The organism is Massilia forsythiae (assembly GCF_012849555.1).
Taxonomy (GTDB): Bacteria; Pseudomonadota; Gammaproteobacteria; order Burkholderiales; family Burkholderiaceae_D; genus Telluria; species Telluria forsythiae.
The window spans coordinates 5,329,301-5,354,269 of the sequence record NZ_CP051685.1 but is presented as its reverse complement, the minus strand read 5'-3'; the positions used below and the strand labels follow the sequence as shown (position 1 = coordinate 5,354,269).

Sequence of the window (24,969 nt, the reverse complement as noted above, 5' to 3'; positions counted from 1 at the left end):
GGTAAAGAATGCCACTGGCATTCTTTACCCCATACTGAGCAACAGAATCTGGTACCCGGAAGTCACCAGAATGATTCAAAAATACTAACTTTTCGCACTCAGCATGGGTCCCCGCCTTCGCGGGGACGACGGTCTTTAGGCCAGCAATACTATCTTGGACAGCAGTGCGCCTTCGCGGGGACCACTAGCAAAACTCAGGGCTTTTTTTGCGCCAGCATCGCCAACTGGTAATCGGTCTTGGCGTAGCCGGGATTGTGCTGCTCGGTCCAGGCCAGGAAGGCGCGCGAGCGGTAGGCGGCGATGTCGCGCGCGAACGGCTTGTTCAAATCGCCGCTGCGCACCGCCACCCGGTTGACGTAGTTGCGCGAGATGGTCTCGGTGCGCAGGGCGTCGGCCAGTTTCAGTCCCGAGGCCAGCGCGTAGTTGCCGTTGACAAAGGCGTAGTCGGCGTCCTGCAGCGCGCGCGGCAGCTGCGCGGCTTCCAGCGGCAGCAGCTTGATGCCGCGCGGGTTGCGCACGATGTCCTTTTCGGAGGCCTTGACCGGGTCGGCGTCCGGGCGCAGCGCGATCCAGCCGAGCTGCGCCAGCATCACCAGCGCGCGCGCCTGGTTGGTGGGGTCGTTCGGCAGGGCTACCGTGGTGCCGGCGCGCGCCTCGTCCAGGCTGCGGTGGCGGCGGCTGTAGATGGCGATCGGCGCGGTCGGGATGGTCACCAGTTCCGCCAGTGCCAGCTTGTGGTCGCGCGCGAACTTGTTCAGGTAGACGCTGTGCTGGAACACGTTGGCGTCGAGCGAACCCTCGGCCAGCGCGAAGTTCGGCTGCACGTAGTCGTTGAACTCGACCACGCGCTGTACTGCTGGAAGACCATGCCGATGCCGCGCCGCGCCGCGCGCAGATCGCGCCGCGACAGCCGCGTCAGGTCGCGTCCGCCGACGATGACGGCGCCGCTGTCGGGCGTCTCCAGCAGGTTGATCATGCGCAGCAGCGTCGACTTGCCGGCGCCGCTGCGGCCGGCGATGCCGAAAATGTCGCCGCGGTGCACGTCCAGCGAGACGTCGCGCAGCGCCTGGCACGCCGCCGTGTCGTCGCCTGTGGCGGCGAAGGCCTTGGCCACGCGTTGCAGCCGGATCAGCGGCGCCTCCATGGCGCCGCCGGAAGACAGTTCGTCCATGGTCGTCGCGGCCTCAGGAATAGGGCGTCGGCTCGGGCAGGCGGCCGTCCAGCGCGAAGCGGCCCAGGTCGCGCAGCTTGTAGTCGACCGGGTCGTGCAGCGTGTGCACGCGCGCGTTGCGCCAGAAGCGGTCCAGGCCGTACCTGGCCGAGGTCGACCGGGCGCCGGTCAGCTCGAACAGCTGGTTGCCGATGCCGAGCGCGGCGCGGTGCGCCAACACCTTGGCCTCGGCCACCGCCACCGCCACCGCGCCGCGTTCGGCCGCGCTCAATGCGCCGCCCTGCGCGAAGGCGGCGTCCAGCGCCCGCGCCGCCTCGTCGGCCAGCGCCTGCGCCGGCCGCACCAGCAGGTGGAATTCGCCGAAGCGGTGCTGCACGAACGGATCGTCGGCGGCGGCCTCGGCGCCGCCGGCCGGCCACGGCCGCGCTTCTTCCAGCAGGTAGCGCCGCGCCGCCGCCAACGCGCCCTCGGCGATGCCCAGGTACAGGTTGACCAGCACCAGCTGCGCGACCTGCGAACGCAGCGTGGCCTGCGCACTGGGCGCGCGCGTGGCCGGCTGCAGTACCAGGTCTTCCGGCAGCAGCACGTCCGCGAAGCGCACGTTGCCGCTGTCGGTCTGGCGCTGGCCGAAGGCGTCCCAGTCGGCCACCACCTCGATGCCGGGCTGGCGCGTGGGCAGCACGCCGATCAGCGCGGCGCCGGCCAGCGTGTCCCAGGCGGACACCGTGAGCCAGTCGGAACCGACCGAGCCGGAAGCGAAATTCTTGACGCCGCTGAGCGCATAACCGCCGGCGGTCGGCACCGCCACCAGGCGCCGGTCGAGCGGGTTCAGGGCATTGCCCCAGAACAGGCGCTGCTCGACGGTGAGCGTCAGCAGGCGGCGCTGCTGCTGGGCGCTGCCGTACAGGCGGATGCCGGCCAGCTGCAGGTGGTGGAAGGCCAGCAGGTGCGCCAGCGCGCTGTCGGCGCGCGCCACGATGCGCACCGCGCGGTACACGGTCTGCCAGTCGGCGCCGATCCCGCCGAATTCCGCCGGGACCGACAAGGCCAGCAAACCGGAATCGCGGATCCAGCCGCGCTCCTCGGCCGCATGGCCGCCGGCGCGGTCGCGCTCGACGGCGGTGGCCGCCAGGCGCTCCGCCAGGCGTTCGGCGGCGGCCAGCGGGTCGAAGGCGCCGGTCGTGCCGGCGGCAGCGCTCGCATCGGCCGGGTCGGCGGAGGCGGCGGCGGGAAAAGCCAGGTGCATGATGAGTATCCTGTTCGGCGATGCGGGCCAGTATGGCAAAGCCCGCCGGCGGCGTAAACGAAGATATTCGGGATTGCATAGTCGCTAAACGCGACAAGGAAAAGCGTCCATGCAATGGCGCCTGCGCCGCGGGTCAGGCGCCCAGGCGCTGCGCTAGTTCCCCCAGGTCGCCGACCACCAGTTCCGGCGCCGGCGCCAGGGCGAACGGCGCCTGGCCGGCGCGCTCGACGAAGGCGGTGCGCAGGCCGGCCCAGGCGGCGCCGCCGATATCCCAGCCGTGCGCCGCCACCAGCATGGTGCCGGCGGCCTCCACGCGCATGCGCGCGGCGACGCGGCGGTAGACGTCGGGATGCGGCTTGTACAGCCTGAACTCCTGCACGCTGAACTGGGCATCGAAGCAATCGGCGATGCCGGCATGGTCGAGCTGGGCGCGCAGGCCGGTGCGGGTCGAGATCGACAGCGCGGCCAGGCGCAGGCCGGCGCTTTTCAGGCGCTGCAGCGCGGGCTGCACGTCGGCGTGGGCGGGCAGGCGCGTCAGCGAACGCATCGCCGCCTCGGCTTGGGCCTGTGATACGTCGATGCCCTGGCCCTGGGCCAGCATGCGCAGCACGGCGGCGCCGATCTCGGGCAGCGGCGCGTAGCGTCCGGCCAGGGTCATCGAGGCGGCATATTGCAGGGTGGTGGCGAACCACAGCTTGGGGCTGTCGGCGCCGGGCAGCACGGCGCGGATGGCCGCATGCACCGGGCCCATGTCGAGCATGGTCTGGTTGACGTCGAACAGCAGCATGTCGGGGCGGGCGAGGGAGGAGGCGGTCATGGCGTTCACGGTGGTTGTCGATGCCTGCATGCTCGCCGAAACGGCCGCCGTGCGGCGCCCGCTTCCCCGCGCGCGCGTCAGCGCGCCACGATCAGCCGCAGTCCGAGCGCGATGAACACCACGCCGGCGCAGCGGTCCAGCCACATGCCGGCCCGGGGCCGGCGGTTCAGCCAGGCGCCGACGCTGCCGGAAAACCAGCCCAGCAAGCCGAACAGCACCGCCGCCTGCGCCGTGAACGCCAGGCCCAGCAGCGCGGTCTGCAGGTTGGCGTCGCCGCGCGCGGGCGCCACGAACTGCGGCAAAAAGGAAAGGAAGAACAGCGCCACCTTGGGATTGATGGCGTTGGCGAACACGCCCTTGAGGAACAGCCGGCGCGGCGATTCGGCCATGCCGGTCGAGCGCGCCGCACTGACCGCGCCGCCGCCGCGGCTGCGCAGCGCGCCGACGCCCAGCCAGGCCAGGTACAGCCCGCCGCACACCTTCAGCGCGCCGAACGCCAGCGGCGAAGCGGCGATCAGGGCGCTGACGCCGACGACGGCCAGCAGCGTGTGGCTGAGGCAGCCGAGCGCGCAGCCCAGGCCGAAGGCGACGCCGCGCAAGCGGCCCCTGGCCATGCCGAGGCTGAGCACCAGCATGTTGTCCGGGCCGGGCGACAGGGTCAGCAGGATGGCGGCGGCGAGAAAGGCGAGCGACTGGTCGAGGGTGAGCATGCGGTGCAGAGATGGCAAGAAGAGATGCCCATCTTACCCGGCGCTGCCGTGGGACACCAGTCGGGGCGGAAGGAACGCGACATCCGGGGAACGATGGTATACAGTGCGCTTTTGCCAGCCCAGGATTTTGCCGCCCGCCACCGCATGACCAAGAAAAACAAGTCGCAACGCCCCATCCGCAACCTCGTCGAACGCGTCCTCAACACCTTCCTGCGCAGTGGCCGCCTGGCCTGTTTCAGCTACCGGCTGGGCGCGATGGGGCATGCCCGCGTCACCCGCCACGAGGTGGTGCTGGCGCCCGGCCAAGCGCTGCCGCGCCCGCTGAAGATCGCCTTCGCCTCGGACTTCCACGCCGGCCCGACCACCGCGCCGGCGCTGTTCGACGAATTGCTGGCGCTGGTCGAAGCCGAGCGCCCGGACGTGCTGCTGCTGGGCGGCGACTACGTGGTGTTCGACGCCGCCAACGTCGCCGCGCTGGACGGTTTTCTCGCTGCGCTGCGCATTCCGCTGCGCACCTATGCGGTGCTGGGCAACCACGATGTTTGGAACGGGCGCCGGACCATCGTGGCGGCGCTGGAGGCGCACGGCGTGGCGATCCTGGACAACCTGAACCACCGCCTGCCGGCGCCGTTCGGCATGGTCAGCGTGTGCGGCATCGACGACCCCTGGACCGGCACGCCGCGCCCGGCGGACGCCTTTGCCGGCGCCGCGCCGGTGCGGCTCTTCGTCACGCATGCGCCGGATGGCCTGTTCCTGCTCGACGGCCAGCGCTACGACGTCGCCTTTTCCGGCCATACCCACGGCGGCCAGATCGCCACGCCGGGCGGGCGTCCGCTGTTCCGTCCCAGCGGCCCGGTGTCGCGCGAACATACCTACGGCCGCTACGACGTGGAAGGCAATGGGCCGATGTTCGTCAGCCGCGGCGTCGGCTGCTCGGGTATTCCACTGCGCGTGAACGCCGATCCGGAATTGCTCGTCTGTACGCTGCGCGCGGTGTGAGCGGCGGCTTTTACCCTTCAAAGATTGTTTTTTGAGTATTTCCTTTGATTCCGCATTACAGAATGGCGATAATGGCACGCCACTAATGCTTCTGCCGGGCATCGTTCTTGCATAGTCCGGCAGCAGCAGGCCCGCGCCCGAGGAGGAGACATCCGCCGTCCGGCGGCGACACGATCGCCGGCGGACGCCAGGCCCGCTGGATCTTCGGTTCCACACACAAACGATGGGGCACGGGGTCTATCACTTATTGATTGGAGAAAGCAGTGAGTCTTTTCAGAACCAAGAATCTCGACACCATGGTTGCCGAGACACAGAAAACCGGCGGGCTGAAGAAGGTGCTGGGACCGTTCGACCTGATCCTGATGGGCATCGGGGCGATCGTCGGCACCGGCATCTTCGTGCTGACCGGCACCGGCGCGCTGACCGCCGGCCCGGCGCTGACCGTGTCCTTCATCGTCGCCGCCATCGCCTGCGGCTTCGCGGCCATGTGCTATGCCGAATTCGCCTCCACGGTGCCGGTGGCCGGCTCGATCTATACCTACAGCTATGCGGTGCTGGGCGAACTGGTGGCCTGGATGATCGGCTGGGACCTGCTGCTCGAATACGGCTTGGCGACCTCGACCGTGGCGGTCGGCTGGTCCGGCTATTTCCAGTCGCTGCTGCACGGCTACGGCCTGGAGATTCCCGCCGCCCTGAGCGCCGCGCCGGGCGCGCGCGAGGGCGTGCACACCGTCATGAACCTGCCGGCGCTGTGCATCATGCTGCTGCTGACCTGGATGCTGTCGCTGGGCGTGCGCGAATCGGCGCGCGTCAACAACATCATGGTGGCGATCAAGATGACGGTGGTGGTGCTGTTCATCCTGTTCGGCTTCGGCCACGTGAACACCGACAACTGGCACCCGTACGCGCCGTTCGGCGCCTCCGGCATCATGAGCGCCGCCGCGCTGGTGTTCTTCGCCTTCATCGGCTTCGACGCGGTGACCTCGGCCGCCGAGGAAGTCAAGCGCCCGGCGCGCGACCTGCCGATCGGCATCATCGGTTCGCTGGCGATCTGCACGCTGCTGTACGTGATCGTGGCCGCCATCATGACGGGCATCGTGCCGTTCGCGCAATTCAAGGGCATCGACCACCCGGTGTCGCTGGCCCTGCAGCATGCCGGCGAGAACTGGCTGGCCAAGTGGACCGACCTCGGCGCCATCCTCGGCATGACCACCGTGATGCTGGTGATGGCCTACGGCCAGACCCGCATCATCTTCGCCATGTCGCGCGACGGCCTGCTGCCGGCCAAGCTGTCGACCGTGCACCCGAAATACGGCACGCCCTACCTCGCCACCTGGATGGTCGGCATCGTGTTCGGCGTGATCGCCGCCTTCGTGCCACTGAACGTGCTGGCCGAACTGGTCAACATCGGCACCCTGGCCGCGTTCTGCCTGGTGTCGGTCGCCGTGATCGTGCTGCGCAACAAGCGCCCGGACCTGAAGCGCGCCTTCCGCTGCCCGGGCGTGCCGGTGGTGCCGGCGATCGCCGTGCTGTTCTGCCTGGCGCTGATGGCGTTCCTGAGCCTGGTGACCTGGATCGCCTTCGGCATCTGGCTGGCGCTGGGCCTGGTGGTGTACTTCGGTTATGCGCGCTCGCGTTCGGTGCTGAACAAGGTGCCGGCCAAGGTATAAGGTCACCGCGTCGGCCGCTCGCCGTCGTCCCCGCCTTCGCGGGGACGACGTTTTTATTTCTTGCACCGTCAATGGTCAAAACCCATCGAAAATTGCATTGAAACGGTGCAATTTTTGTAATCCCTGTCCGACATGGACTAGGGACGCGTACCGATTACGCAAAATGCATCGAGTCATCATAATCCTGGTACAACATTTATCAGAAGATTCATTATGACTCCAAGCCTTGTCGTCGATAGCCCGGAACGTCTCGCCGCAGCCACGCCGGTTGCGCCCGTTACTTCCGCGAAAGCACTGTATTTTGCGCTGTTGGACAATCCGGAAAGCGTGTCCGCAGGGGCGCGTGCATTCCTGCGCGCCCAGATCGAAGCGGCGCGCGCCGAACCGGAAGAGCTGCCGGAGGAACCCTCCCAACTGGTGGGATGGGTGCAGGGCCGCTCGGAAGCGGTGGGGCTGTCCTACCGCGAATACCTGGCCGCGCGCAAGAACGGTGCGGCGCGCCGCTATTTCACCACCAAGTCGCATGCGCTCGCCTTCTTGAAAGGCGTGGCGCCCACCAAGCTGGTCGACGGCGCCTGGCTGTACGGCGTGCTGTCGCGCTGGGAAAACCCGGATTTCCATCCGCTGATCAAGACCTACCTCGAAGAGCTGGGCGACGGCGTGCCCGACAAGAACCACGTCACGCTGTACCGCCGCCTGCTGGCCGCGCATGGCTGCGACCAGTGGGACAACCTGTCGGAAGACCATTTCGTGCAGGGCGCGATCCAGCTGGCGCTGGCCTACCATGCCGACGAGTTCCTGCCGGAAGTGGTCGGCTTCAACCTCGGCTACGAACAACTGCCGCTGCACCTGCTGATCTCTTCCTACGAGCTGAACGAACTCGGCATCGACCCGTACTACTTCACGCTGCACATCACCGTCGACAATGCCGGCAGCGGCCACGCCTTCAAGGCGGTGCAGGCGGTGCGCAACCTGATGGCGCAGTCGAGCGACCCGGCCGCCTTCTACCGGCGCGTGCTGGACGGCTACCGCATGAACGAGCTGGGCGCCGGCACCACGTCGGTCATCGCCGGGTTCGACCTGGAAGCCGAACTCACCGAGATCTTCACGAGCAAGGCGGTGGTCGGCAAGAACATGCACTCGGATTACTGCCGCGTGGCCGGCCGTTCGATCAACGAGTGGCTGGCGGACCCGGCCCAGATGCCCGCCTTCCTGGGCGCACTGGAGCAGGCCGGCTGGATCAAGCGTGGCGAAGACGCCGAGAACAGCCGCTTCTGGCGCCTGATCCAGGGCGAGCGCGCCGAGATGTTCGGCGTGTTCTCGCCCTACGAGCAGCAGGTGCTGCGCGACTGGATCCAGAGCACCCGCGACGCCGGCGCCAGCAGCCGCACCGGCCGCGTGCTCAGCCACCGCGCCCGCCAGCGCGCGCTCGACACCCTGAACCAGCACACCGGCCGCAGCGGCTATCCGGAACGCGGCCTGATCCGGCGCCGCTCGGCCAACGGCGAAGCCGGCGGCGACGGCGAGCTGCGCCGGCTGGAGCAGGACGTGGCCGACGCCGCCGGCAAGGGCGAGGCGATGACCATGCTGGCGCGCCGGATGTCGCCCTCGGTGCACCACACCGCGATCGGGCTGATGGCCACGCGCATGTATTCGCGGCTGCTGGACGCCTAGCAGCGCGCCAAGCGTGTGCCATGCCATCGGGCGCACCTGTCATAATTAAAAAATTGGCAATATCGTAGCAACCCAGTGCGGGTCCGGGCCAGTCAGGCCGGACCCGCACGCCGTATTCAGACCCAAGGATCAACCCGTGCGCATTCTCGAACAACGCTTCCTGCGTGGCCCCAACATCCACGCCGACACCCCCTGCCTGCTGTCCGTGCTCGACCTGGAGGACCTGTACGGGGTCTCGACCCGGGAACTTCCGCAGTTCACCGAAGCGCTGCTCGATTTGTTGCCGCTGCTGGCCGACTACCTGGTGCCGACCGGCCAGCCGGGCGGCTTCGCCCAGCGCCTGCGCGAAGGCACCTACCTGGCGCGCGTGGTCGAGCATGTGACGCTCGGCCTGCAATGCCTGGCCGGGGCGCCGGCCTCGTTCGGCCGCACCCGTCCGGTGGCGGGTGTGCCCGGCCAGTACCGCGTGGTGTGCGCCTACGGGCTGGAAAAGGTGGCGCAGCCGGCGTTCGCGCTGGCGGTCGAGATCGTCGACGCGCTGGCGCACGGCCGCCCGTTCGAACTGGCGCCGCGCCTGGACGAGCTGCGCGAGCTGGCCGAGCACTACGCGATCGGCACCAGCACGGCGGCGGTGCTGGCGGCGGCCCGGGAGCGCGGCATTCCGGTGCAGCGCATCACCGAGGACGCCAACCTGTTCCAGCTCGGCTGGGGCAACCGGCAGAAGCGCATCCAGGCCACCGTTACCGGCGAGACCAGCAACATCGCGGTGCGCATCGCCAGCGACAAGGGGCTGACCAAGCAATTGCTGGCGGAAGCGGGCGTGCCGGTGCCGCAGGGGGAGACCGTCACCGGCATCGAGGATGCGCTGCGCGTGGCGCATCGGCTGGACGCGCCGGTGACCGTCAAGCCGCTGGACGCCAACCAGGGCAAGGGCGTGACCGTGAACTGCCGCAGCGACGACGAGATCGAGCAGGCCTACGCGTTTGCGCGCAAGCACGGCCGCCGCATCATCGTCGAGCGCCACATCGACGGCGTCGACTACCGCGTGCTGGTGGCCGGCGGCCGCGTGGCCGCGGCCTCGTGCCGGCGTCCGGCCCACGTGGTCGGCGACGGTGAGAAAACCATCCGCGAACTGGTGGAAATCGAGAACCGCAACCCGGCGCGCGGCGAGGGCCACAGCGGCATCCTGACCCGGATCGCGCTCGACGCGCATGCCGAGGACATGCTGCGCAAGCAGGACTTGCTGCCGGACGCGGTGCCGCCGGCGGGCGTCGTCGTCTACCTGCGCGGCAACGCCAACCTGTCGACCGGCGGCACCGCCGAGGACGTGACGGAACTGCTGCCGGAATCGACGCGTGAACTGTGCGTGCGCGCCGCCGCCAAGATCGGCCTGGACGTGGCCGGCATCGACATCGTCTGCCGCGACATCGCGCTGCCGCTGGACCAGCAGGGCGGGGCGGTGATCGAGGTGAACGCCGCGCCCGGCATCCGCATGCACCAGTACCCGAGCAACGGCCAGCCGCGCGACGCCGGCGACGCCATCGTCGACGGCCTGATGGGCGATTCCGACGGCCGCATCCCGGTCGTCGCCGTCACCGGCACCAACGGCAAGACCACCACCACGCTGCTGATCGCGCACGCGGTGCGCCTGGCCGGTCGCGTTACCGGCGTCACCACCACCCACGGCGTGTTCATCGACGGCAAGCCGGTGACCAAGGGCGACTGCACCGGCTACTGGTCGGCGCGCACCGTGCTGGCCTCGCCCGACGTCGACTTCGCGATCCTGGAAACGGCGCGCGGCGGCATCCTCAAGCGCGGCCTGGCGTTCGACCGCTGCGACGTCGGCGTGGTGCTGAACGTGGCGGCCGACCATCTGGGCCTGGACGGCATCGACACCGTGGAAGACCTGGCGCAGGTAAAGGCCGTGGTGCCGATGGCGGCCACGCGCGCGGTGGTGCTGAACGCCGAGGACCCGCTGTGCGTGGCGATGGCGCGGCGCGTGCGCCCGGACGTGGAAATCGTCTACTTCTCGATGGAGGCGGACGACCCCGTGCTGCTGCGCCACCTGGAAGACGGCGGCCGCGCCGCCTACGTGCAGGACAATGCCATCGTGGTGGCAGACGGCACCTACCACCAGCAGCTGCTGCGCGTGGAAAGCATGCCGATCTCGATGGGCGGGCGCGCGCGCTACAACATCGCCAACGGCTTGGCCGCCGCGGCGGCGCTGATGGCGTCCGGCTTCGGCAACCTGCAGATCGCCACCGGCCTGTCCACTTTTGTGAGCGACGGCAGGAACAACCCGCTGCGCACCAACGTTTTCGACGTGCGCGGCGTGACCGTGATCGTCGACTACGCCCATAACCCGGCCGCCTACGGTGCGCTGGCCGAGATGGCGCGCGCGCTGCTGCCCGGCCAGCTGGTCGGCATCGTCACCGCGCCGGGCGACCGCCGCGACGTCGACCTGCGCGAGGTCGGCCGCGTGTGCGCCGAGCGCTTCGACGAGCTGGTGGTGTACGAATCGGCCAGCCGCGGGCGCAAGCCGGGCGAGGCGGTCGACCTGATCCTGCGCGGCGCGGAAGAGGCGGTCGGGCTGTCGGACACGTTGCACCGCGAGCTGGAAGTGGGCAAGGCGATCCGCCTGGGGCTGTCGCTGTGCCGGCGCGGGGACGTGCTGGTGTTCGCGTGCGGGACGTCGCTGAAGGTGTTCGTGGAGGCGGTGCGCGAGATGGATCCGGAGAGCGCGGAAAAGATCGCGGCGCAGGTGGGGTGATAGCAGCGGAAGCGAGGAAGCGCTTCCCACGACCGGTAAACTTTACACGTCGTCCCCGCGCAGGCGGGGACCCATACCGAGTTTCGGAACTCGTAACGCCCGCACTGCGCCGGTTTATTCGAAGCCCCAGTTTTGCATGCTCACCATGGGTCCCCGCCTGCGCGGGGACGACGTCAGGCTGCCTGCTGCGGGATCGTGGAAGCGCGCAGGCTCGCCCGCAAATTCTCCCTGGCCTTCTCTTCGTAGGCATCGTGGAAGCGCTGCGTCGCGAAGATGCGGCTGCGCCCCAGGTAGCCCTCCAGCACCTCGCGCCGCTTTTCGCGGTACAGCGCGTCCGGCACGTGCGCATATTCGGCGCGGATCTGGCGTTCGTATTCGGCGAAGCGCTCGGGCGTAGAGCCCAGGATGGCCAGGTCGACGTCGATCAGCACCGCGCGGTCGGGATCCCCTTCCGGCACATGGTGGCGCGTGGACATGATCAGGGCATCGACCCGGTCGATCACCGCTGCGCCGGCGCCGGCCGCGCGCAGGCAGTCGCGGGCCATCTCGCTGCTGCGCGCCTCGTTGTCGTTGCGCTGGGCGTCGTAGACGGCGTCGTGGTACCACAGCGCCAGTGCGATCTCGCCCGGGTGCGGCCCTTCGTCGACGAGGCGGTCGAAATTGGCGAAGCATTCGTCCAGGTGCTGCAGCGTGTGGTAGTGGCGGCGCGGTTCGCGGTAGCCGGCCAGCAGCGCCTCGAATACGTCCTGGGGAGGCAGCGGCATGCCGAGCTGCTGCCAGGTCTGCTGCCAACGTGTCGTTCGATCCATCATGTCGGTCTCTCTTCTGAAAAGGCATTCTTGCGAGCGCGGCGTCTCGTGTGGAAGCGCCGCGGCTGTTGCCATTATTGTAAAGAGGCGGGGGCGCACGCGTAGCGCGTTACACAGTTTTACACCTGGGTCGACGTCGGGGCGGTGAGGTGCAGGGCGCGGTTGAGCATGGGTCGGGTGGACGCGTGGACGGCGTCGGCGGTGGCGTGATGCGCGCGGCGGGGTGCAGCCGCCTCGCCGGCCGCGTCCACCCTACGCCTGCATGAGGAGCCCGGAGGGCGTCGCTGCCATCCCGGCGTGGAGGGATCGGCGGTCCCGGCGCCTACACGGCCGCTTCGGCCTCGATGCGTTGCGCCGTCGCCGGCGAGGTCGGGCGGATCGCTTCCAGCAGTTCGCTGATCGACGAGCCGCAGCCGAACACCAGCACGTCGCCAGGCGCGCAGCGCGCCAGGCCGGCGCGGATGGCCTGGTGCACGTCCAGCTGCACCTGCAGGTGGTCGGTCTCGAAGTTGCCCAGGCGCGCGCCGCGCACCAGCAGGGCGGCGACCTCGCCGGCGGCGCGGCCGCGGTTCTCGGATTCGTACACCACGAGCTCGTCGAAGCCGGCGCCGCAGGTGGCGCCGATGTCGACCAGGTCGGCGTCGCGGCGGTCGCCCGGTGCCGCCACCACGCCCACCAGGCGGCCCGGGGTCAGGGCGCGCGCGGTCTCCGCCAGCGCGGCGTAGGCGGCGCTGTTGTGGGCGTAGTCGACGATCACGGTGACGCCGTCGACGTCGAACACGTTCGAGCGCAGCGGGTTGTGCTTCCAGTCCGAGACGAAGCTGCGCAGGCCGTCGGCGATTTCGTCCAGGCCGAAGCCGGACGCCGCCAGCGTGGCCGCCGTGGCCAGGCCGTTGGCGATGTTGTAGCGCGCCGCCCCCTTCATCGCCGCCGGCATGGTGCGGGTGTCGAGCAGCGCCTCGTGGCGCGCGCCGTTCACCAGCACCATGGTGTTGTCTTCCAGGTAGGCGGCGCGGCCGCCGTCCTCGATGTGGCGCAGCAGGACCGGATTGTCGGCGTCCAGCGCGAAGTACAGCACCTCGACGCCATCGGCCAGCTGGCCGGCCATCGCCACGCAGTGGTCGTCCTCGGCATTCAGCACCACGGCGCGGGTGGCGCGCCGGGCCACCACCAGCTTGACCTTGGCCAGGTCCTCGACGCTGTCGATGCCGTCCAGCCCCAGGTGGTCGCTGGACACGTTCAGCACCACCGCCACGTCGCAATGGTCCCAGGCCAGGCCGCGCTTGAGGATGCCGCCGCGCGCCGTCTCCAGCAGCGCCACGTCGACCTCGGGCGAGGCCAGCACGGTGCGCGCCGAGCGGTAGCCGGTGCAGTCGCCCCGGGCGATGCGCCTGCCGTCGATGAACACGCCCTCGGTGGTGGTGACGCCGGTGCGCAGGCCGGCCATGCGCACCGCGTGGTCGAGCATCAGCGTGGTGGTGGTCTTGCCGTTGGTGCCGGTGACGGCGATCAGCGGAATGCGGCCGTCGTCGTCGCCGAACAGCGATTCGACGATGGCGGCGCCGGCGTCGCGCGGGGTGCCTCGGCTCGGGTATTCGTGCATGCGGATGCCGGGCGCGGCATTGACCTCGATGATGCCGCCGCGCTGTTCGCGCAGCGGCAGCGCGATGTCCTGGCACACGATGTCGATGCCGGCCACGTCCAGGCCGATGGTGCGCGCGGCGCGGATGCAAATGTCGCGGGTTTCGTCGGGCAGCAGGTCGGTCACGTCCTCGGCGGTGCCGCCGGTGGACAGGTTGGCGTTGCCGCGCAGGTCGACGGTGACGCCTTCCGGCAGCACGTCGTCCAGGGTATGGCCCTGCCTGGCCAGGATGTCGATCGCCAGCTGGTCCAGCGGGATCTTCGTCAGGATGTTGGTGTGGCCCTCGCCGCGCGCCGGGTTGCGGTTCTCGATCCCGACCAGCTCACGCACGCTGTGCTCGCCGTCGCCGGTCACGTGCGGCGGACGGCGCCAGGACGCGGCGGCGACCTTCCGGCCGGTGACCAGCACGCGGTAGTCGCGCCCGCGCAGGTATTCCTCGACGATCACGTGGCGGCCGTACTCGGACGCAAAGGCGAACGCGCGCTCGACTTCGTCCGGCGTGGTGCAGGTGGCGGTCACGCCCTTGCCCTGATTGGCGTCGAGCGGCTTGACGGTGACGCTGCCGATGCGCCGCGCCACGCGCTGGGCGTTGGCGAGCGTGGTGACGGTCTCGCCGGCCGGGACCGGGCAGCCGGCCTGGTCGAGCAGGGTCTTGGTGAGCTGCTTGTCGCTGGCGATGCTGACCGCGATGTGGCTGGTGGCGCCGGTGATGGTCGCCTGCAGGCGCTTCTGGCGGCTGCCCCAGCCGAGCTGGAACAGGTTGGCCGATTCGGTCAGGCGCATGCTCGGGATGCCGCGCTTGTGCGCGGCGTTCACCACGGCGCCGGTGCTGGTGCCGATCGCATGGCGCTGGGCGGTGTCGCGCAGGGACGCGATCTCGGCCTGGATGTCGACCTCGTCATGGCGCGCCAGCGCGGCGAACAGGCTGCAGGCGCTGCGCAGGGCGGCGCCCGCCAGCTTTTCGATGGCGTAGCCGCACACCACGCGCACCCGCTGCGGACCCGCTGCCACCCCGGAGGCTGCCGCGGCTGCCACGGTGCGGCTGAAGGCGCCGGGGGCGCCGGCCAGGCGCTGCAGTTCCATCACGACCGGCTCCAGCGCCTCGAGCGGGCTGTGGCAGTCGGACAGGCGCGCCGCCGCCTGCGGGCACATGCCGGGCAACAGCGCCAGCAGGCGCGCGCCCAGGCCGGCGATGCGCTCGTCCGGGCCGGCGGCCTCGGCCACCGCCATCAGGCAAGGGGTGGCGGCGTAGTAGTTGGGGCCGCGCAGGGTGCGTTGTTCGATGATTCTCATGAGATCGGATTCCGTTTCGTTACATTTTCCAAGAACTCGCTCAGCGCCGGCGGCACGCGGCGCACGTCGTCGCCCTGTTCCTGTCCCGGCAGCCGGTAGTTGCTGCCCGACGGCAGCAGGTGCAGGCGCACGTCGATCAGTTCCGGCGTTTCGCGGTTGGCGATGTCGGCCAGGTTGGTGATCATGCGGCGGCCGTCGACGACGGTGACCGCGCCTTGCCCGAGCACCTCGATGCCGACGCCGCGCTCGACCACCAGCGCGGTATCCTCGTCGATGCCGATGCCCATCAGGTACGGGTTCTGCGCCACCACCGACAGCAGGCGCGACAGGCGCTGGCGCTCCGAGAAGTGCTGGTCGACCACCACCTTGTGCAGGAAGCCGAGGCCGGCGCCCAGGTGGACGGATCCCTTTTCCGGGTGCAGCTCGGCGCGGCCCTGGGTCAGCATGTGGCCGGACATGGCCGAGGCGCCGGCGCTGGTGCCGCCGATGACGGCCCCGCGCAGCTTGAGCGCGGCGTGCATCTCGGCGTCCAGCGCGGTGCCGCCGATGATCGCCAGCAGGCGCTTCTGGTCGCCGCCGGTCATGAAGATGCCGTCCGCGTCCAGCACGTCGCGGATGTGGTCTTCGTCGTTGGCGTCCTGGCGGCTGGCCAGTTCCAGGTGCACGTGGCGGCTCACGCCGAGGTCGCCGAAGGCGGCGTCGTACATCTTCCACATCTCGCCGGCGACCGAGCTGGCGGCCGAGATGACGACGATCTTGGCATCGGCGCCGCCGCACAGTTCCACGAAGCGGGCCAGGATCTGCTTGTCGTGCTGGCGGTCTTCATGGCCGCCGATGATGACCAGGTGGCCGGGACCGGCGCGGCGCCCTGCGGTGCGCGCCGGCGCCTGCCGCGGCGCCGCGCCCTGCCGGAACGCGGCGCCCGGCGCGTCGATCTGGTCTTGCAGCGGCGGTTCCTGCGGGAACGCTCGTTCTTTCGCGGTGTCGGTCATTCCTGGACGATCCTTGCTTGCGGCATGTCGCGGTTGCTGTGGGAAGCGGCTTCGGTGCGCGAGACGGCGATCAGGCCGACCGGGACCGCCGGGTCGAACAGGCCGATGCCGCGCCGCAGCGCCTGTTCCAGCGGCATGCCGTCCTCGATCCAGCCGTAGACGCGGCTGGCGAGCAGGTGCCGCACGATGTGTTCGCCGATGCCGGTGGCGGCCACCGCGCCGGCCGGGCCGGCATAGAAACCGGCGCCGATGATCGGGGTGTCGCCGACGCGGCCCAGCAGGGCCGGCGCCGAGCCGCCGGTGGACGAGGCCACGGCAAAGTGGCCGTCGGGCGCGCGCACCACCGCGCCCACCGTGTCGCAGGCGGCGCTGTCGGGCAGCTGGAGCGGGGTCTGGTAGTTCCAGAAGCGCAAAAAGGCGCCGTTGCTCACGCCCGGCATCTTCGGCACCGAGCCGGCCAGTTCCTTCAGCAGCGTCCTGTGGGCCTGGCGCTGGCGTTCGGAGATATCGTGGTGGGACGGGTGGCCGATGGCCGCGGCGAAGCGGTTGGCGCCATCGCCGGCCAGCAGCCAGTGCGGGGTGTCGGCCACGGCGCGCGCCAGCAGCACCGGATTGGCGACGTTCTGCACGCAGGCGACCGCGCCCAGGCGGCCGCGCGTGTCCATGATCGAGGCGTCGAGTTCCACCGTGGCGCCGTCCAGGCCCAGCACCGCGCCGCTGCCGGCATTGAAGCGGCCGTCGTCCTCGAGTGCGGTGACCGCGGCGATCGCCGCCTCCAGCGCATCCGCGCTGAGGGCCAGCTCGCCGGCGGCGCGCCGGGCGGCATCGCTGCAACCGTCGTCGAAATCACGCGGGCTGCCGACCCCGCCATGGACCACGATGGCACATCCCGTCCCCGTCACGCTCATTCTTGTTTTCTCCATTAAATGCAATGCCGCCGTTCATGACTGCATGCGCAGGCAGGACGGCGGCGAATGGCGCATTATGCAAAAAATGTCGGAAACGAAACATCGGTAGCGCCGCCGTGTGAATGTAAGAGGCCGCTTACAAGACGCCGGGCAGATCAGGGCAGGATCGAGACGCCGCGCAGCGCCTGGCGCAGCTCGCGCGCCACCTGGCGCCGCCTGGCCTCGGTGACGAAGCGGCCGATCTCGACGCGCACGCCGCGCTATTCCAGCCGCACCAGCGCGCGCCGGCCGCCATCCGCCACCACCACGCGCGTCCACAACGGATCCAGGCGCGCCTGGCGGCGCTCGCCGGCATGCACCGATTCCACCAGCAGGCAGCCGTCGGCCAGCAGCACGCGCTCGTGGTCGGTGGCATGGCGCGCGTACAGTACCAGCGCCAGCGCCACCAGGGCCAGTTCGGGCAGCGAGAAGGCCAGCACCAGCCACACGCCGTTCAGCAGGAAGCCGGCGGCGACGGCCAGCGAGACGCAGCACAGCCCGGCGTAGGCGCGCGCCACCTGGCGCGGGGCCAGGGAACAGTTGCGCTGCAAGGTCCATTCATGCGTCGCGGCGGGCATGGCGCCATCTTACGATTGCCATGCCGGCATGTCGACGCTTGCACGGAAGACGCGCCGCCACGGCCGCATTGTGGCGGCGGCGCGACAAGCTGGACGGGTGCAATGCGCTGCCTTGGCGGCGGTGGTGGCGCTATGTCGGCAGCGGCGGGAATCTGGTAACATTTCGCCCTTTTGTTCGAACCATCTGAAACTATGGCCAACGCTTGCGGCGTCGATTTCGGCACTTCCAATTCCACCGTCGGCTGGGTCCGTCCCGGCCAGCCCAGCCTGCTCGCGCTCGAGGACGGCAAGGCGACCCTGCCGTCGGTCGTGTTCTTCAACGCCGACGAGGATGCGGTGCGCTACGGCCGCGCGGCGCTGCTGGACTACCTGGAAGGCTACGACGGCCGCCTGATGCGATCGCTGAAAAGCCTGCTGGGCACCAGCCTGATGGACGGCCAGACCGAAGTCGCCGGGCGCGCCTTGCCGTTCCGCGACCTGCTCGGCCACTTCATCGGCGAAGTCAAGCGCCGCGCCGAGCAGCAGGCCGGGCGCGCGTTTTCCAGCGCGGTGTTCGGGCGGCCGGTGTATTTCATCGACGACGACGCCGCCGCCGACCGCCTGGCCGAGGACACGCTGGCGGACATCGCGCGTTCGGTGGGCTTTCGCGAGATCGGCTTCCAGTACGAGCCGATCGCCGCCGCCTTCGACTACGAGTCGCGCATCGAGCGCGAGGAACTGGTGCTGATCGCCGACATCGGCGGCGGCACCTCGGACTTTTCGCTGGTGCGCCTGGGGCCGCAGCGCGCCGGCCGCAGCGAACGGCGCGACGACATCCTGGCCACCGGCGGCGTGCACATCGGCGGCACCGACTTCGACAAGTACCTGAGCCTGGCGGCGGTGATGCCGCTGCTCGGCTACGGCAGCACGCTAATATCCGGCGCCGCGGTCCCCAACAGCTATTATTTCAACCTGGCGACCTGGCACACGATCAACCAGGCGTATACGCGCAAGAGCGTGGCGCAGCTGGCGGAACTGGCGCGCGACGCCGCGGAGCCGGCCAAGCTGGCGCGCTTGCGCCACCTGATCGACGAGCGCGCCGGCCACTGGCTGGCGATGCGCGTCGAGGAAGCCAAGATCGGCCTGTCGGACGCGCCCGAGGTCGCGCTCGACCTCGACCGGCTGGCGCCGCCCGAGGTGCTGCGCATCGGGCGCGACCTGTTCACCGATGCCATTGCCGGCATGGTGGACAGCGTCGCCGCCACCGTGGGGCGCCTGCTGGTGGATGCCGGGGTGGCGCCGGAGCGGGTCGATACCGTGTTCTTCACCGGCGGCTCCAGCGGCGTGGCGGCGCTGCGGGATCGCATCGGCGCCATCGTGCCGGGCGCGCGCCGGGTCGAGGGCGACCGCTTCGGCAGCATCGGCGCCGGGCTGGCGCTGGACGCGGCGCGCAAGTTCGGCAACTGACGCCGGCCGGGGCGCGGACGCGGGCGCCGGGTCTTGGCATCCGCCGCCGCGGCCTCATCTATCCGGTTTGCACAAGAAAGGATCAGCAGTGTATCAACGTCCGATTGTCATGCTCGACTTCGAGACCACCGGCCTGTCGCCGGAAGCGGGCGACCGCATCACCGAGGTGGCGGCGCTGCGCATCGCCGGCGGGCGCGTGGTGGAGCGCTTCGTCTCGCTGGTGAATTGCGGCGTGCGCATCCCGCCCTTCATCGTGCAGTACACCGGCATCACCCAGCAGATGGTGGACGGCGCGCCGCCGGTGGACGAGGTGGTGCCGCAGCTGCTGGACTTCATCGGCGCCGATCCGCTGGCCGCCCACAACGCCAGCTTCGACGAGAAATTCCTGAAGGCCGAGGGCGCGCTGCTGGGGCGCGACTGCCGCCATTCGGCGCTGGTGTGTTCGCTCAAGCTGGCGCGCCGCGTGTACCCGCACCAGGACAGCTACAAGCTGGGCCAGCTGACGCGCGCGCTCGGCATCCGCTTCAACGGACGTGCCCACCGCGCCGAGGCCGATGCCGAGGTGGCGGCCGAACTGCTGCTGCACATCGGCCGCCACCTGGGCCGGTCCTACGGCCTGGACCGGGTCGAGCCGGACCTGCTGGTGTCGATCAACCGCCTGGCCGCGGCCAAGGTGCACGGCTTCGTCGGCCAGTACGCGGCCGAGCGGCGCGCCAACGCCTGAGCCTGACCGGGCGTCCGCCCGGTGTCCTGCCCCGGCACGCCGTTGCGCGTGCAGCACAAAACGCCCGATCGCGTCCGCGCAGCCGGCGGCGCGCATGCGCATGGCATGCCTGCGCACATGCCGGCATACCGCGCGCATGCGCGCCGTACCCCGTAGAACGCATTTCGTGCGGATTTTACGCGTGCCGTCCATCCCCTCCCTATTGTTCCAGATCAAATCCGCCAAGCTGGCATTTATTAAACTTTTGCCAACTCTTCCATTGCAGCGGTCATCTGGAGAACCAGCATGCATTTTCCCAAGCCCGAATCCGAGCCGGCGCCGGTCCCGTCCGTGTTCGCCTGGTTCGCGCGCGCGGCCGCGCGCGGCGACGCCTATGCCCAGTTCAACCTCGGCCTGCTGTACCGTAACGGTGACGGCGTGGCGCGCGACGATGGCATGGCCTGCCTGTGGCTGTCCAGGGCGGCGCGCCAGCGCCTCGCCTTCGCCCAGAACCACCTGGGCAGCATGTATTCGCAGGGGCGCGGCGTGGCCCGGTCGGACAGCCTGGCCGCCTACTGGTTCGGCCTGGCGGCGGCCCAGGGCGATGCCTCGGCCCAGCAGAACCTGGGCGACCTGTACCGCGCCGGGCGCGGCGTGGCGCGCCAGCCTGAGCAGGCGGTGGCCTGGTACTACAAGGCGGCCGAGCAGGACCTGGCCAGCGCCCAGCGCCTGCTCGGCCAGTGCTACCTGGCCGGCGAGGGCGTGCCGGCCAGCCATCCGCTGGCCATGGCGTGGTTCCGCAAGGCCGCGCTGCTCGAGGATGCGGCGGCCGAGGTCGAGCTCGGCCTGATGTACCGGCGCGGCCAGGGCGTGGCCGGCAGCGAGCGCGAGGCGCTGTACTGGTTCCGGCGCGCCGCCGGACGCGGCCATGCGCCGGCGCAGCGCCTGCTCGGCCTGTCCTGCCTGGAACGCGACCGGCGCGCCGGCCGCACCGCTGCGCGGCGCACGGCGGGACCGGCGTCGCCCGCCGCGCGTGCCACATCCGGCACCGCTGCGCATGCGGCCTCTCATTCTGCTTCGCAGTCGGCTTCGCATTCAGCCTATGTATTGCTGCATCGCGCCGCGCGCCAGGGCGACGCCGAAGCCCAGTTCAGCCTGGGCCGGCTGCTGGCCGGCGGCCCCGAAGGCCGCGCCGGCGCGACCGACCAGGCGCGCGCGCTGTCCTGGTACGCGCGCGCGGCGCACCAGGACCATGCGCCGGCCCAGTACTGCCTCGCCAACATGTACGCCCACGGCCGCGGGGTGGCGGCCGACCCGCAGCGCGCCCTGTACTGGTACCGGCGCGCCGCCGAGCAGGGCGCAGCCAATGCCCAGTTCACCCTCGGCGTGATCCATGCCAACGGCCAGGGTGTGCGCCGCGACGCGGCCCAGGCTGCCGAGTGGTACCGGCGCGCGGCCGAGCAGGGCGACGCCAGCGCCCAGAACAACCTCGGCGTGCTGTACGCCAACGGCCAGGGCGTGCGCCGCAACGACGCGCTGGCGGTGCACTGGTACCGCATGGCGGCAGAGCAGGGCCATGCGCTGGCCCAGTACAACCTGGGCGGCATGTACAACAGCGGGCGCGGCGTGGCGCGCGACAGCGTGCGTTCCTACATGTGGATGCTGCTGGCGGCCGATGCCGGCGACCCGGCCGCCGGCGCCAACAAGGCGATCGTGGCGCGCCGCCTGTCGCCGCAGCAGATCGACAGCGCGCACGACCTGCAGCGCCAGTGGCGCCGCGCGCACGGCGCCGAACACCCGGAGCGGCGCGCCGCCTGAAGGAGCGCCCGGCGCCGGCGGCGCTCGAATTGCTTCCCGGCGGACATTTATCATCTGGACAATTCGCGCTATCATGCCCCACGGCATGAGCCGACAACCGTCCAGGACCATCAACATGCACATCAGATCCGCCATCCGCGCCATCCGTGTCACCACGCTTGCGGCCGCCACCGCGGGCGCCTGCGCCGTCATCGGCGCCGCCCCCGCGAGCGGCCAGACCTGCGCCGGAACGCCGCTGGCCTATCCGGTCGCCAGGAAAGTCGACCAGGCCGACGATTACCACGGCACGCTCGTGGCCGACCCTTACCGCTGGCTGGAAGACGCCAACAGCGCCGAGACCAAGGCATGGGTCGACGCCGAGAACAAGGTGACGCAGGCCTGGCTGGCGCAGATCCCGCAGCGCGAAGGCATCCGCCGCCGCCTGACCCAGCTGTGGAACTTCGAGCGCTACAGCACGCCGTACAAGGAGGGCGGGCGCTATTTCTACAGCCGCAACGACGGCCTGCAGAACCAGGCGGTGCTGTACACGATGAAGTCGCTGGGCGACACGCCGCGCGTGCTGCTCGACCCGAACACCCTGGCCGCCGACGGCACGGTGGCGCTGGCCGGCGCCGCGGTCAGCCCGGACGGCAAGCTGCTGGCCTATGGCACCGCGGCCTCCGGTTCCGACTGGAACGAGTGGAAGGTGCGCGACATCGAGACCGGCAAGGACCTGGACGACCACCTCAAGTGGGTGAAATTCTCCAGCACCGCCTGGACCCGCGACGGCAAGGGTTTCTTCTACAGCCGCTACGACGAGCCGAAGGAAGCCACCAAGCTGGCCGACGTGAATTACTACCAGAAGCTGTACTACCACCGCGTCGGCACCGCGCAGGATGCCGACGTGCTGGTCTACGACCGTCCCGACCAAAAGGAATGGGGCTTCCAGGCCACCACCACCGACGACGGCCGCTACCTGCTGGTGACCGCCACCAAGGGCACGGCGCACAAGTACCGCGTGTTCTACAAGGACTTGAGCAAACCGGACGGTAAGGTGCAGGCACTGGTCGACAACTTCGACGCCGCCTACGACTTCATCGACAACGTCGGTCCGGTGCTGTACTTCGCCACCGACCGCAAGGCGCCGAAGAAGCGCATCGTCGCGATCGACCTGCGCCGCCCGCAGGAAACCAACTGGAAGACCATCGTGCCGGAAGCGCAGCAGACGCTGGTGTCGAGCCACATGATCGACAACAAGCTGGTCAACGAATACCTGGCCGATGCGCGCGCCGTGGTCAAGGTTACCGACCTCAAGGGCAAGGCGCTGCGCGAGATCGCGCTGCCGGGCATCGGCACCGTGTCCGGCTTCAACGCCAAGCGCACGGACACCGAAGCCTTTTATTCGTTCACCGGCTTTACCACGCCGTCGACCATCTACCGGGTCGACTTCAAGAGCGGGGCAAGCAGCGTGTTCCGCCAGCCGAAGCTGCAGTTCGATCCGGCCGCCTACGAGACGCGCCAGCAATTCTTCACCAGCCGCGACGGCACCAGAGTGCCGATGTTCATCGTGTCGAAGAAGGGCATCAAACTGGACGGCAACAACCCCACTTACCTGTACGGCTACGGCGGTTTCAACATCTCGATGACGCCGGCGTTCTCGCCGGCCAACCTGGCGTGGATGGAAATGGGCGGCGTCTACGTCAGCGCCAACCTGCGCGGCGGCGGCGAGTACGGCGAAGCCTGGCACGAGGCCGGCACCAAGCTGCACAAGCAGAACGTGTTCGACGACTTCATCGGCGCGGCGCAATGGCTGATCGACAACAAGGTGACTTCGCCGTCGAAACTGGCGATCGGCGGCGGCAGCAACGGCGGCCTGCTGGTCGGCGCCGCCATGACCCAGCGCCCGGACCTGTTCGCCGCCGCCATCCCGCAGGTCGGCGTGATGGACATGCTGCGCTTTCACAAGTTCACCATCGGCTGGGCCTGGACCTCGGACTACGGCTCGTCGGACAACGCGGACGAGTTCAAGGCCCTGGTGAAATATTCGCCGCTGCACAACATCAAGCCCGGCACCTGCTACCCGGCCACCATGATCACCACCGCCGACCACGACGACCGCGTGGTGCCCGCGCACAGCTTCAAGTTCGCCGCCACCGCCCAGGCCGCGCAGGCCGGGGGCAACCCGGTGATCATCCGCATCGACACCAAGGCCGGCCACGGCGCCGGCAAGCCGACCGGCAAGCAGATCGAGGAAGTGGCGGACCGCTGGGGTTTCCTGGCCAGGGCGCTCAGGATGGACGAGGCGCCGGCGGTGGCCGGCGGCGCCGAATAAGCTCGTGCAAGCCTAAATGGCGCCGTTCGAGCACGCCGTTCGAGCGTTTTCGCAGCCGGTACCTCGTCGTCCCCGACCTGGCCGGCCGCCTTGGCGCACTGCTGTCCAAAATAAGCGTTAGCTCTGCTTTAAGTGAGTTTTGTTCCTAGCAGTCACGCTAAATCATTCTTAGCCAACAGCTCGTCGTTCCCGGCACTGCCGAGAACGACTCCCCGCGAAGGCGGGGATAATGCCACTGGCATTATCCCCTCCATACTGAGCTAGAAAATTTGGTATTTCAGAAGAAGCGAAAGTGCTTCCAAAATCCCAACTTTGGATATACAGCATGGGTCCCCGCCTTCGCGGGGAGTCGTTTCAGGCAGTGCCTGGAACGACGGTTTTTAAGCCAGCAATACTATCTTGGACAGCAATGCGCCTTGGCGGAGACCCAGGCTCGGCACCAAGCATCGTTACGTCACGAGCACCTCGAACTTTCGACGCATTCGAGTTGCTTCCGGCCGAGGGCTGGCGCCAAGCCGTCAACCCGGCAGCAGATGGCGGAAAGTCGGTTCGATGTTCTTGGCATGCAGGCAACGCACGATGTCTTCCAGTGTCGCATCCTTCAGCAGCAAGCCTTCCGGCACGTCGGTGGATGGTGCTGCTGTACGGCCAGCATAAGCCGGGTGCGCCGCCGCTGCGGCATCCACCGCCGGCATACCCGATGCGGCGCCCGGCGCTGCCGGAGCTGCAACTGTCGTCGCGGCAAGTGGGCCTTCCGTTGCGGCGGGCACGCCGTGCGCCTGGCGCAGCACGGCCAGCGCCCGGGCGAACGCGGCCGCGCCGATGCTTTCCAGGCCTTCCAGCAGCGCGGCCTGGCCGGCGGACGGCGGCGCCATGTCCAGCCCCGCCTCGTCGGCGAACGCCGCGCCCATGCCCGGATGGATGAAGGCGGCCCATTTCCCGCTGGCCGGATGCAGGCAGGGCGGCAGCGCCACCGGCGCGTCGGCCGCGGCGCCGGCGCGGTCCATCTCCGGATAAGCCCGGCGCAGCAGGTCGACGAAGGCTTGCGCCTGCGCCAGCGGCACGGGCGCCGCCAGCGACAGCCACAGGCGGTAGCCGTGGTCGCCGGCGATGCTCACCGCTGGCGCCGGCAGGCCGAGATCCGCCTGCAGCGCGTTGGCGAGCGCGCACAGGCGCGGCCAAGGCTGGCTTTCCTCGTCCTTGCCGCGCTCGTCGAAGGCGATGACGATGGCGCGCGTCAGGCCGCCGTACGACAATGCCAGCGGCTGGGCATCTTCCCCGCGCAGGCGGCCTGCCAGCGATGCCGGCACGCCTGCCCCATCCACGTCCGTCGCCAGATACAGGCGCGCCAGTTCGGCAATCAGTTTTTCCAT

General features: G+C 69.5%; 20 protein-coding genes. 8 read left to right on the top strand and 12 right to left on the bottom strand.

The genetic code is table 11. The annotated features are described in order from the left end of the window. Positions 1-194 precede the first annotated feature (194 nt). From HH212_RS22435 to HH212_RS22420, 5 genes are all read right to left on the bottom strand, one after another. Complete coding sequence (locus HH212_RS22435) at positions 195-845, bottom strand: MetQ/NlpA family ABC transporter substrate-binding protein (protein WP_370663887.1); 651 nt, start codon at positions 843-845, stop codon at positions 195-197. Beyond that, positions 755-1,171 (bottom strand): ATP-binding cassette domain-containing protein, encoded by a 417-nt coding sequence (locus tag HH212_RS27475; RefSeq protein ID WP_370663886.1) that lies wholly within the window; start codon positions 1,169-1,171, stop codon positions 755-757. The genes HH212_RS22435 and HH212_RS27475 overlap by 91 nt, the downstream gene beginning before the upstream one ends. A 13-nt stretch (positions 1,172-1,184) precedes the next feature. Further along, a complete protein-coding gene (locus HH212_RS22430) occupies positions 1,185-2,417 on the bottom strand; it encodes an acyl-CoA dehydrogenase family protein (protein ID WP_170204524.1) in 1,233 nt (410 codons plus the stop codon). 133 nt (positions 2,418-2,550) lie between these two features. Beyond that, positions 2,551-3,234 carry a haloacid dehalogenase type II gene (locus tag HH212_RS22425; RefSeq protein WP_170204523.1) on the bottom strand — a complete coding sequence of 228 codons (684 nt, stop codon included), beginning with the start codon at positions 3,232-3,234 and terminating at the stop codon, positions 2,551-2,553. A 77-nt stretch (positions 3,235-3,311) separates the two neighbouring features. Further along, entirely contained in the window at positions 3,312-3,944 is a 633-nt protein-coding gene (locus tag HH212_RS22420; RefSeq protein ID WP_170205621.1) for a LysE family translocator, read from the bottom strand. A gap of 144 nt (positions 3,945-4,088) precedes the next feature. Between HH212_RS22420 and HH212_RS22415 the strand changes: the two genes are divergently transcribed. From HH212_RS22415 to cphA (HH212_RS22400), 4 genes are all read left to right on the top strand, one after another. Next, a complete protein-coding gene (locus tag HH212_RS22415; protein ID WP_170204522.1) occupies positions 4,089-4,943 on the top strand; it encodes a metallophosphoesterase in 855 nt (284 codons plus the stop codon). Between the two features lie 263 nt (positions 4,944-5,206). Continuing rightward, a complete protein-coding gene (gene bcaP / locus HH212_RS22410; RefSeq protein ID WP_308633223.1) occupies positions 5,207-6,613 on the top strand; it encodes a branched-chain amino acid transporter BcaP in 1,407 nt (468 codons plus the stop codon). 213 nt (positions 6,614-6,826) lie between these two features. After that, positions 6,827-8,287: an iron-containing redox enzyme family protein gene (locus HH212_RS22405; RefSeq protein ID WP_170204521.1), complete on the top strand. Its 1,461-nt coding sequence runs from the start codon at positions 6,827-6,829 to the stop codon at positions 8,285-8,287. 136 nt (positions 8,288-8,423) lie between these two features. Then, complete coding sequence (gene cphA, locus HH212_RS22400) at positions 8,424-11,057, top strand: cyanophycin synthetase (RefSeq protein ID WP_170204520.1); 2,634 nt, start codon at positions 8,424-8,426, stop codon at positions 11,055-11,057. Positions 11,058-11,230: 173 nt separating this feature from the next. On the opposite strand, the gene HH212_RS22395 is transcribed toward cphA (HH212_RS22400), so the two are convergent. The 6 genes from HH212_RS22395 to HH212_RS22375 all read right to left on the bottom strand — a co-directional run bounded on the left by HH212_RS22395 (position 11,231) and on the right by HH212_RS22375 (position 17,318). Further along, a complete protein-coding gene (locus HH212_RS22395; protein ID WP_170204519.1) occupies positions 11,231-11,869 on the bottom strand; it encodes an HD domain-containing protein in 639 nt (212 codons plus the stop codon). 319 nt (positions 11,870-12,188) lie between these two features. After that, positions 12,189-14,801 carry a cyanophycin synthetase gene (gene cphA / locus HH212_RS22390; RefSeq protein WP_170204518.1) on the bottom strand — a complete coding sequence of 871 codons (2,613 nt, stop codon included), beginning with the start codon at positions 14,799-14,801 and terminating at the stop codon, positions 12,189-12,191. Continuing rightward, entirely contained in the window at positions 14,798-15,793 is a 996-nt protein-coding gene (locus HH212_RS22385; protein WP_170204517.1) for a cyanophycinase, read from the bottom strand. Before HH212_RS22385 ends, cphA (HH212_RS22390) begins: the two co-directional genes overlap by 4 nt. Beyond that, complete coding sequence (locus HH212_RS22380) at positions 15,790-16,701, bottom strand: isoaspartyl peptidase/L-asparaginase (protein WP_170204516.1); 912 nt, start codon at positions 16,699-16,701, stop codon at positions 15,790-15,792. The genes HH212_RS22385 and HH212_RS22380 overlap by 4 nt, the downstream gene beginning before the upstream one ends. Before the next feature lie 155 nt (positions 16,702-16,856). Further along, a complete protein-coding gene (locus HH212_RS27470) occupies positions 16,857-16,955 on the bottom strand; it encodes a DUF2244 domain-containing protein (RefSeq protein WP_229217411.1) in 99 nt (32 codons plus the stop codon). Between the two features lie 6 nt (positions 16,956-16,961). Beyond that, a complete protein-coding gene (locus tag HH212_RS22375; RefSeq protein ID WP_229217410.1) occupies positions 16,962-17,318 on the bottom strand; it encodes a DUF2244 domain-containing protein in 357 nt (118 codons plus the stop codon). A gap of 192 nt (positions 17,319-17,510) precedes the next feature. Between HH212_RS22375 and HH212_RS22370 the strand changes: the two genes are divergently transcribed. The 4 genes from HH212_RS22370 to HH212_RS22355 all read left to right on the top strand — a co-directional run bounded on the left by HH212_RS22370 (position 17,511) and on the right by HH212_RS22355 (position 23,596). Then, the gene (locus HH212_RS22370; protein WP_170204515.1) at positions 17,511-18,764 is read left to right on the top strand and encodes an Hsp70 family protein; all 1,254 of its coding nucleotides are present in this window, start codon (positions 17,511-17,513) and stop codon (positions 18,762-18,764) included. Between the two features lie 88 nt (positions 18,765-18,852). After that, positions 18,853-19,488 (top strand): 3'-5' exonuclease, encoded by a 636-nt coding sequence (locus HH212_RS22365; RefSeq protein ID WP_170204514.1) that lies wholly within the window; start codon positions 18,853-18,855, stop codon positions 19,486-19,488. 285 nt (positions 19,489-19,773) lie between these two features. Next, positions 19,774-21,285: a tetratricopeptide repeat protein gene (locus tag HH212_RS22360; RefSeq protein ID WP_170204513.1), complete on the top strand. Its 1,512-nt coding sequence runs from the start codon at positions 19,774-19,776 to the stop codon at positions 21,283-21,285. Positions 21,286-21,400: 115 nt separating this feature from the next. Beyond that, a complete protein-coding gene (locus tag HH212_RS22355; protein WP_170204512.1) occupies positions 21,401-23,596 on the top strand; it encodes a prolyl oligopeptidase family serine peptidase in 2,196 nt (731 codons plus the stop codon). Positions 23,597-24,114: 518 nt separating this feature from the next. Here the strand turns inward: HH212_RS22355 and HH212_RS22350 are convergent. Continuing rightward, positions 24,115-24,969 carry a hypothetical protein gene (locus HH212_RS22350; protein WP_170204511.1) on the bottom strand — a complete coding sequence of 285 codons (855 nt, stop codon included), beginning with the start codon at positions 24,967-24,969 and terminating at the stop codon, positions 24,115-24,117.

Bases quoted from the DNA above. Each gene is read 5' to 3' on its own strand.
- HH212_RS27475 (WP_370663886.1), bottom strand. From the start codon at position 1,171: ATGGACGAACTGTCTTCCGGCGGCGCCATGGAGGCGCCGCTGATCCGG.
- HH212_RS22430 (WP_170204524.1), bottom strand. From the start codon at position 2,417: ATGCACCTGGCTTTTCCCGCCGCCGCCTCCGCCGACCCGGCCGATGCG.
- HH212_RS22425 (WP_170204523.1), bottom strand. From the start codon at position 3,234: ATGACCGCCTCCTCCCTCGCCCGCCCCGACATGCTGCTGTTCGACGTC.
- HH212_RS22420 (WP_170205621.1), bottom strand. From the start codon at position 3,944: ATGCTCACCCTCGACCAGTCGCTCGCCTTTCTCGCCGCCGCCATCCTG.
- HH212_RS22415 (WP_170204522.1), top strand. From the start codon at position 4,089: ATGACCAAGAAAAACAAGTCGCAACGCCCCATCCGCAACCTCGTCGAA.
- HH212_RS22405 (WP_170204521.1), top strand. From the start codon at position 6,827: ATGACTCCAAGCCTTGTCGTCGATAGCCCGGAACGTCTCGCCGCAGCC.
- HH212_RS22395 (WP_170204519.1), bottom strand. From the start codon at position 11,869: ATGATGGATCGAACGACACGTTGGCAGCAGACCTGGCAGCAGCTCGGC.
- cphA (WP_170204518.1), bottom strand. From the start codon at position 14,801: ATGAGAATCATCGAACAACGCACCCTGCGCGGCCCCAACTACTACGCC.
- HH212_RS22385 (WP_170204517.1), bottom strand. From the start codon at position 15,793: ATGACCGACACCGCGAAAGAACGAGCGTTCCCGCAGGAACCGCCGCTG.
- HH212_RS22380 (WP_170204516.1), bottom strand. From the start codon at position 16,701: ATGAGCGTGACGGGGACGGGATGTGCCATCGTGGTCCATGGCGGGGTC.
- HH212_RS22375 (WP_229217410.1), bottom strand. From the start codon at position 17,318: ATGCCCGCCGCGACGCATGAATGGACCTTGCAGCGCAACTGTTCCCTG.
- HH212_RS22370 (WP_170204515.1), top strand. From the start codon at position 17,511: ATGGCCAACGCTTGCGGCGTCGATTTCGGCACTTCCAATTCCACCGTC.
- HH212_RS22360 (WP_170204513.1), top strand. From the start codon at position 19,774: ATGCATTTTCCCAAGCCCGAATCCGAGCCGGCGCCGGTCCCGTCCGTG.
- HH212_RS22355 (WP_170204512.1), top strand. From the start codon at position 21,401: ATGCACATCAGATCCGCCATCCGCGCCATCCGTGTCACCACGCTTGCG.
- HH212_RS22350 (WP_170204511.1), bottom strand. From the start codon at position 24,969: ATGGAAAAACTGATTGCCGAACTGGCGCGCCTGTATCTGGCGACGGAC.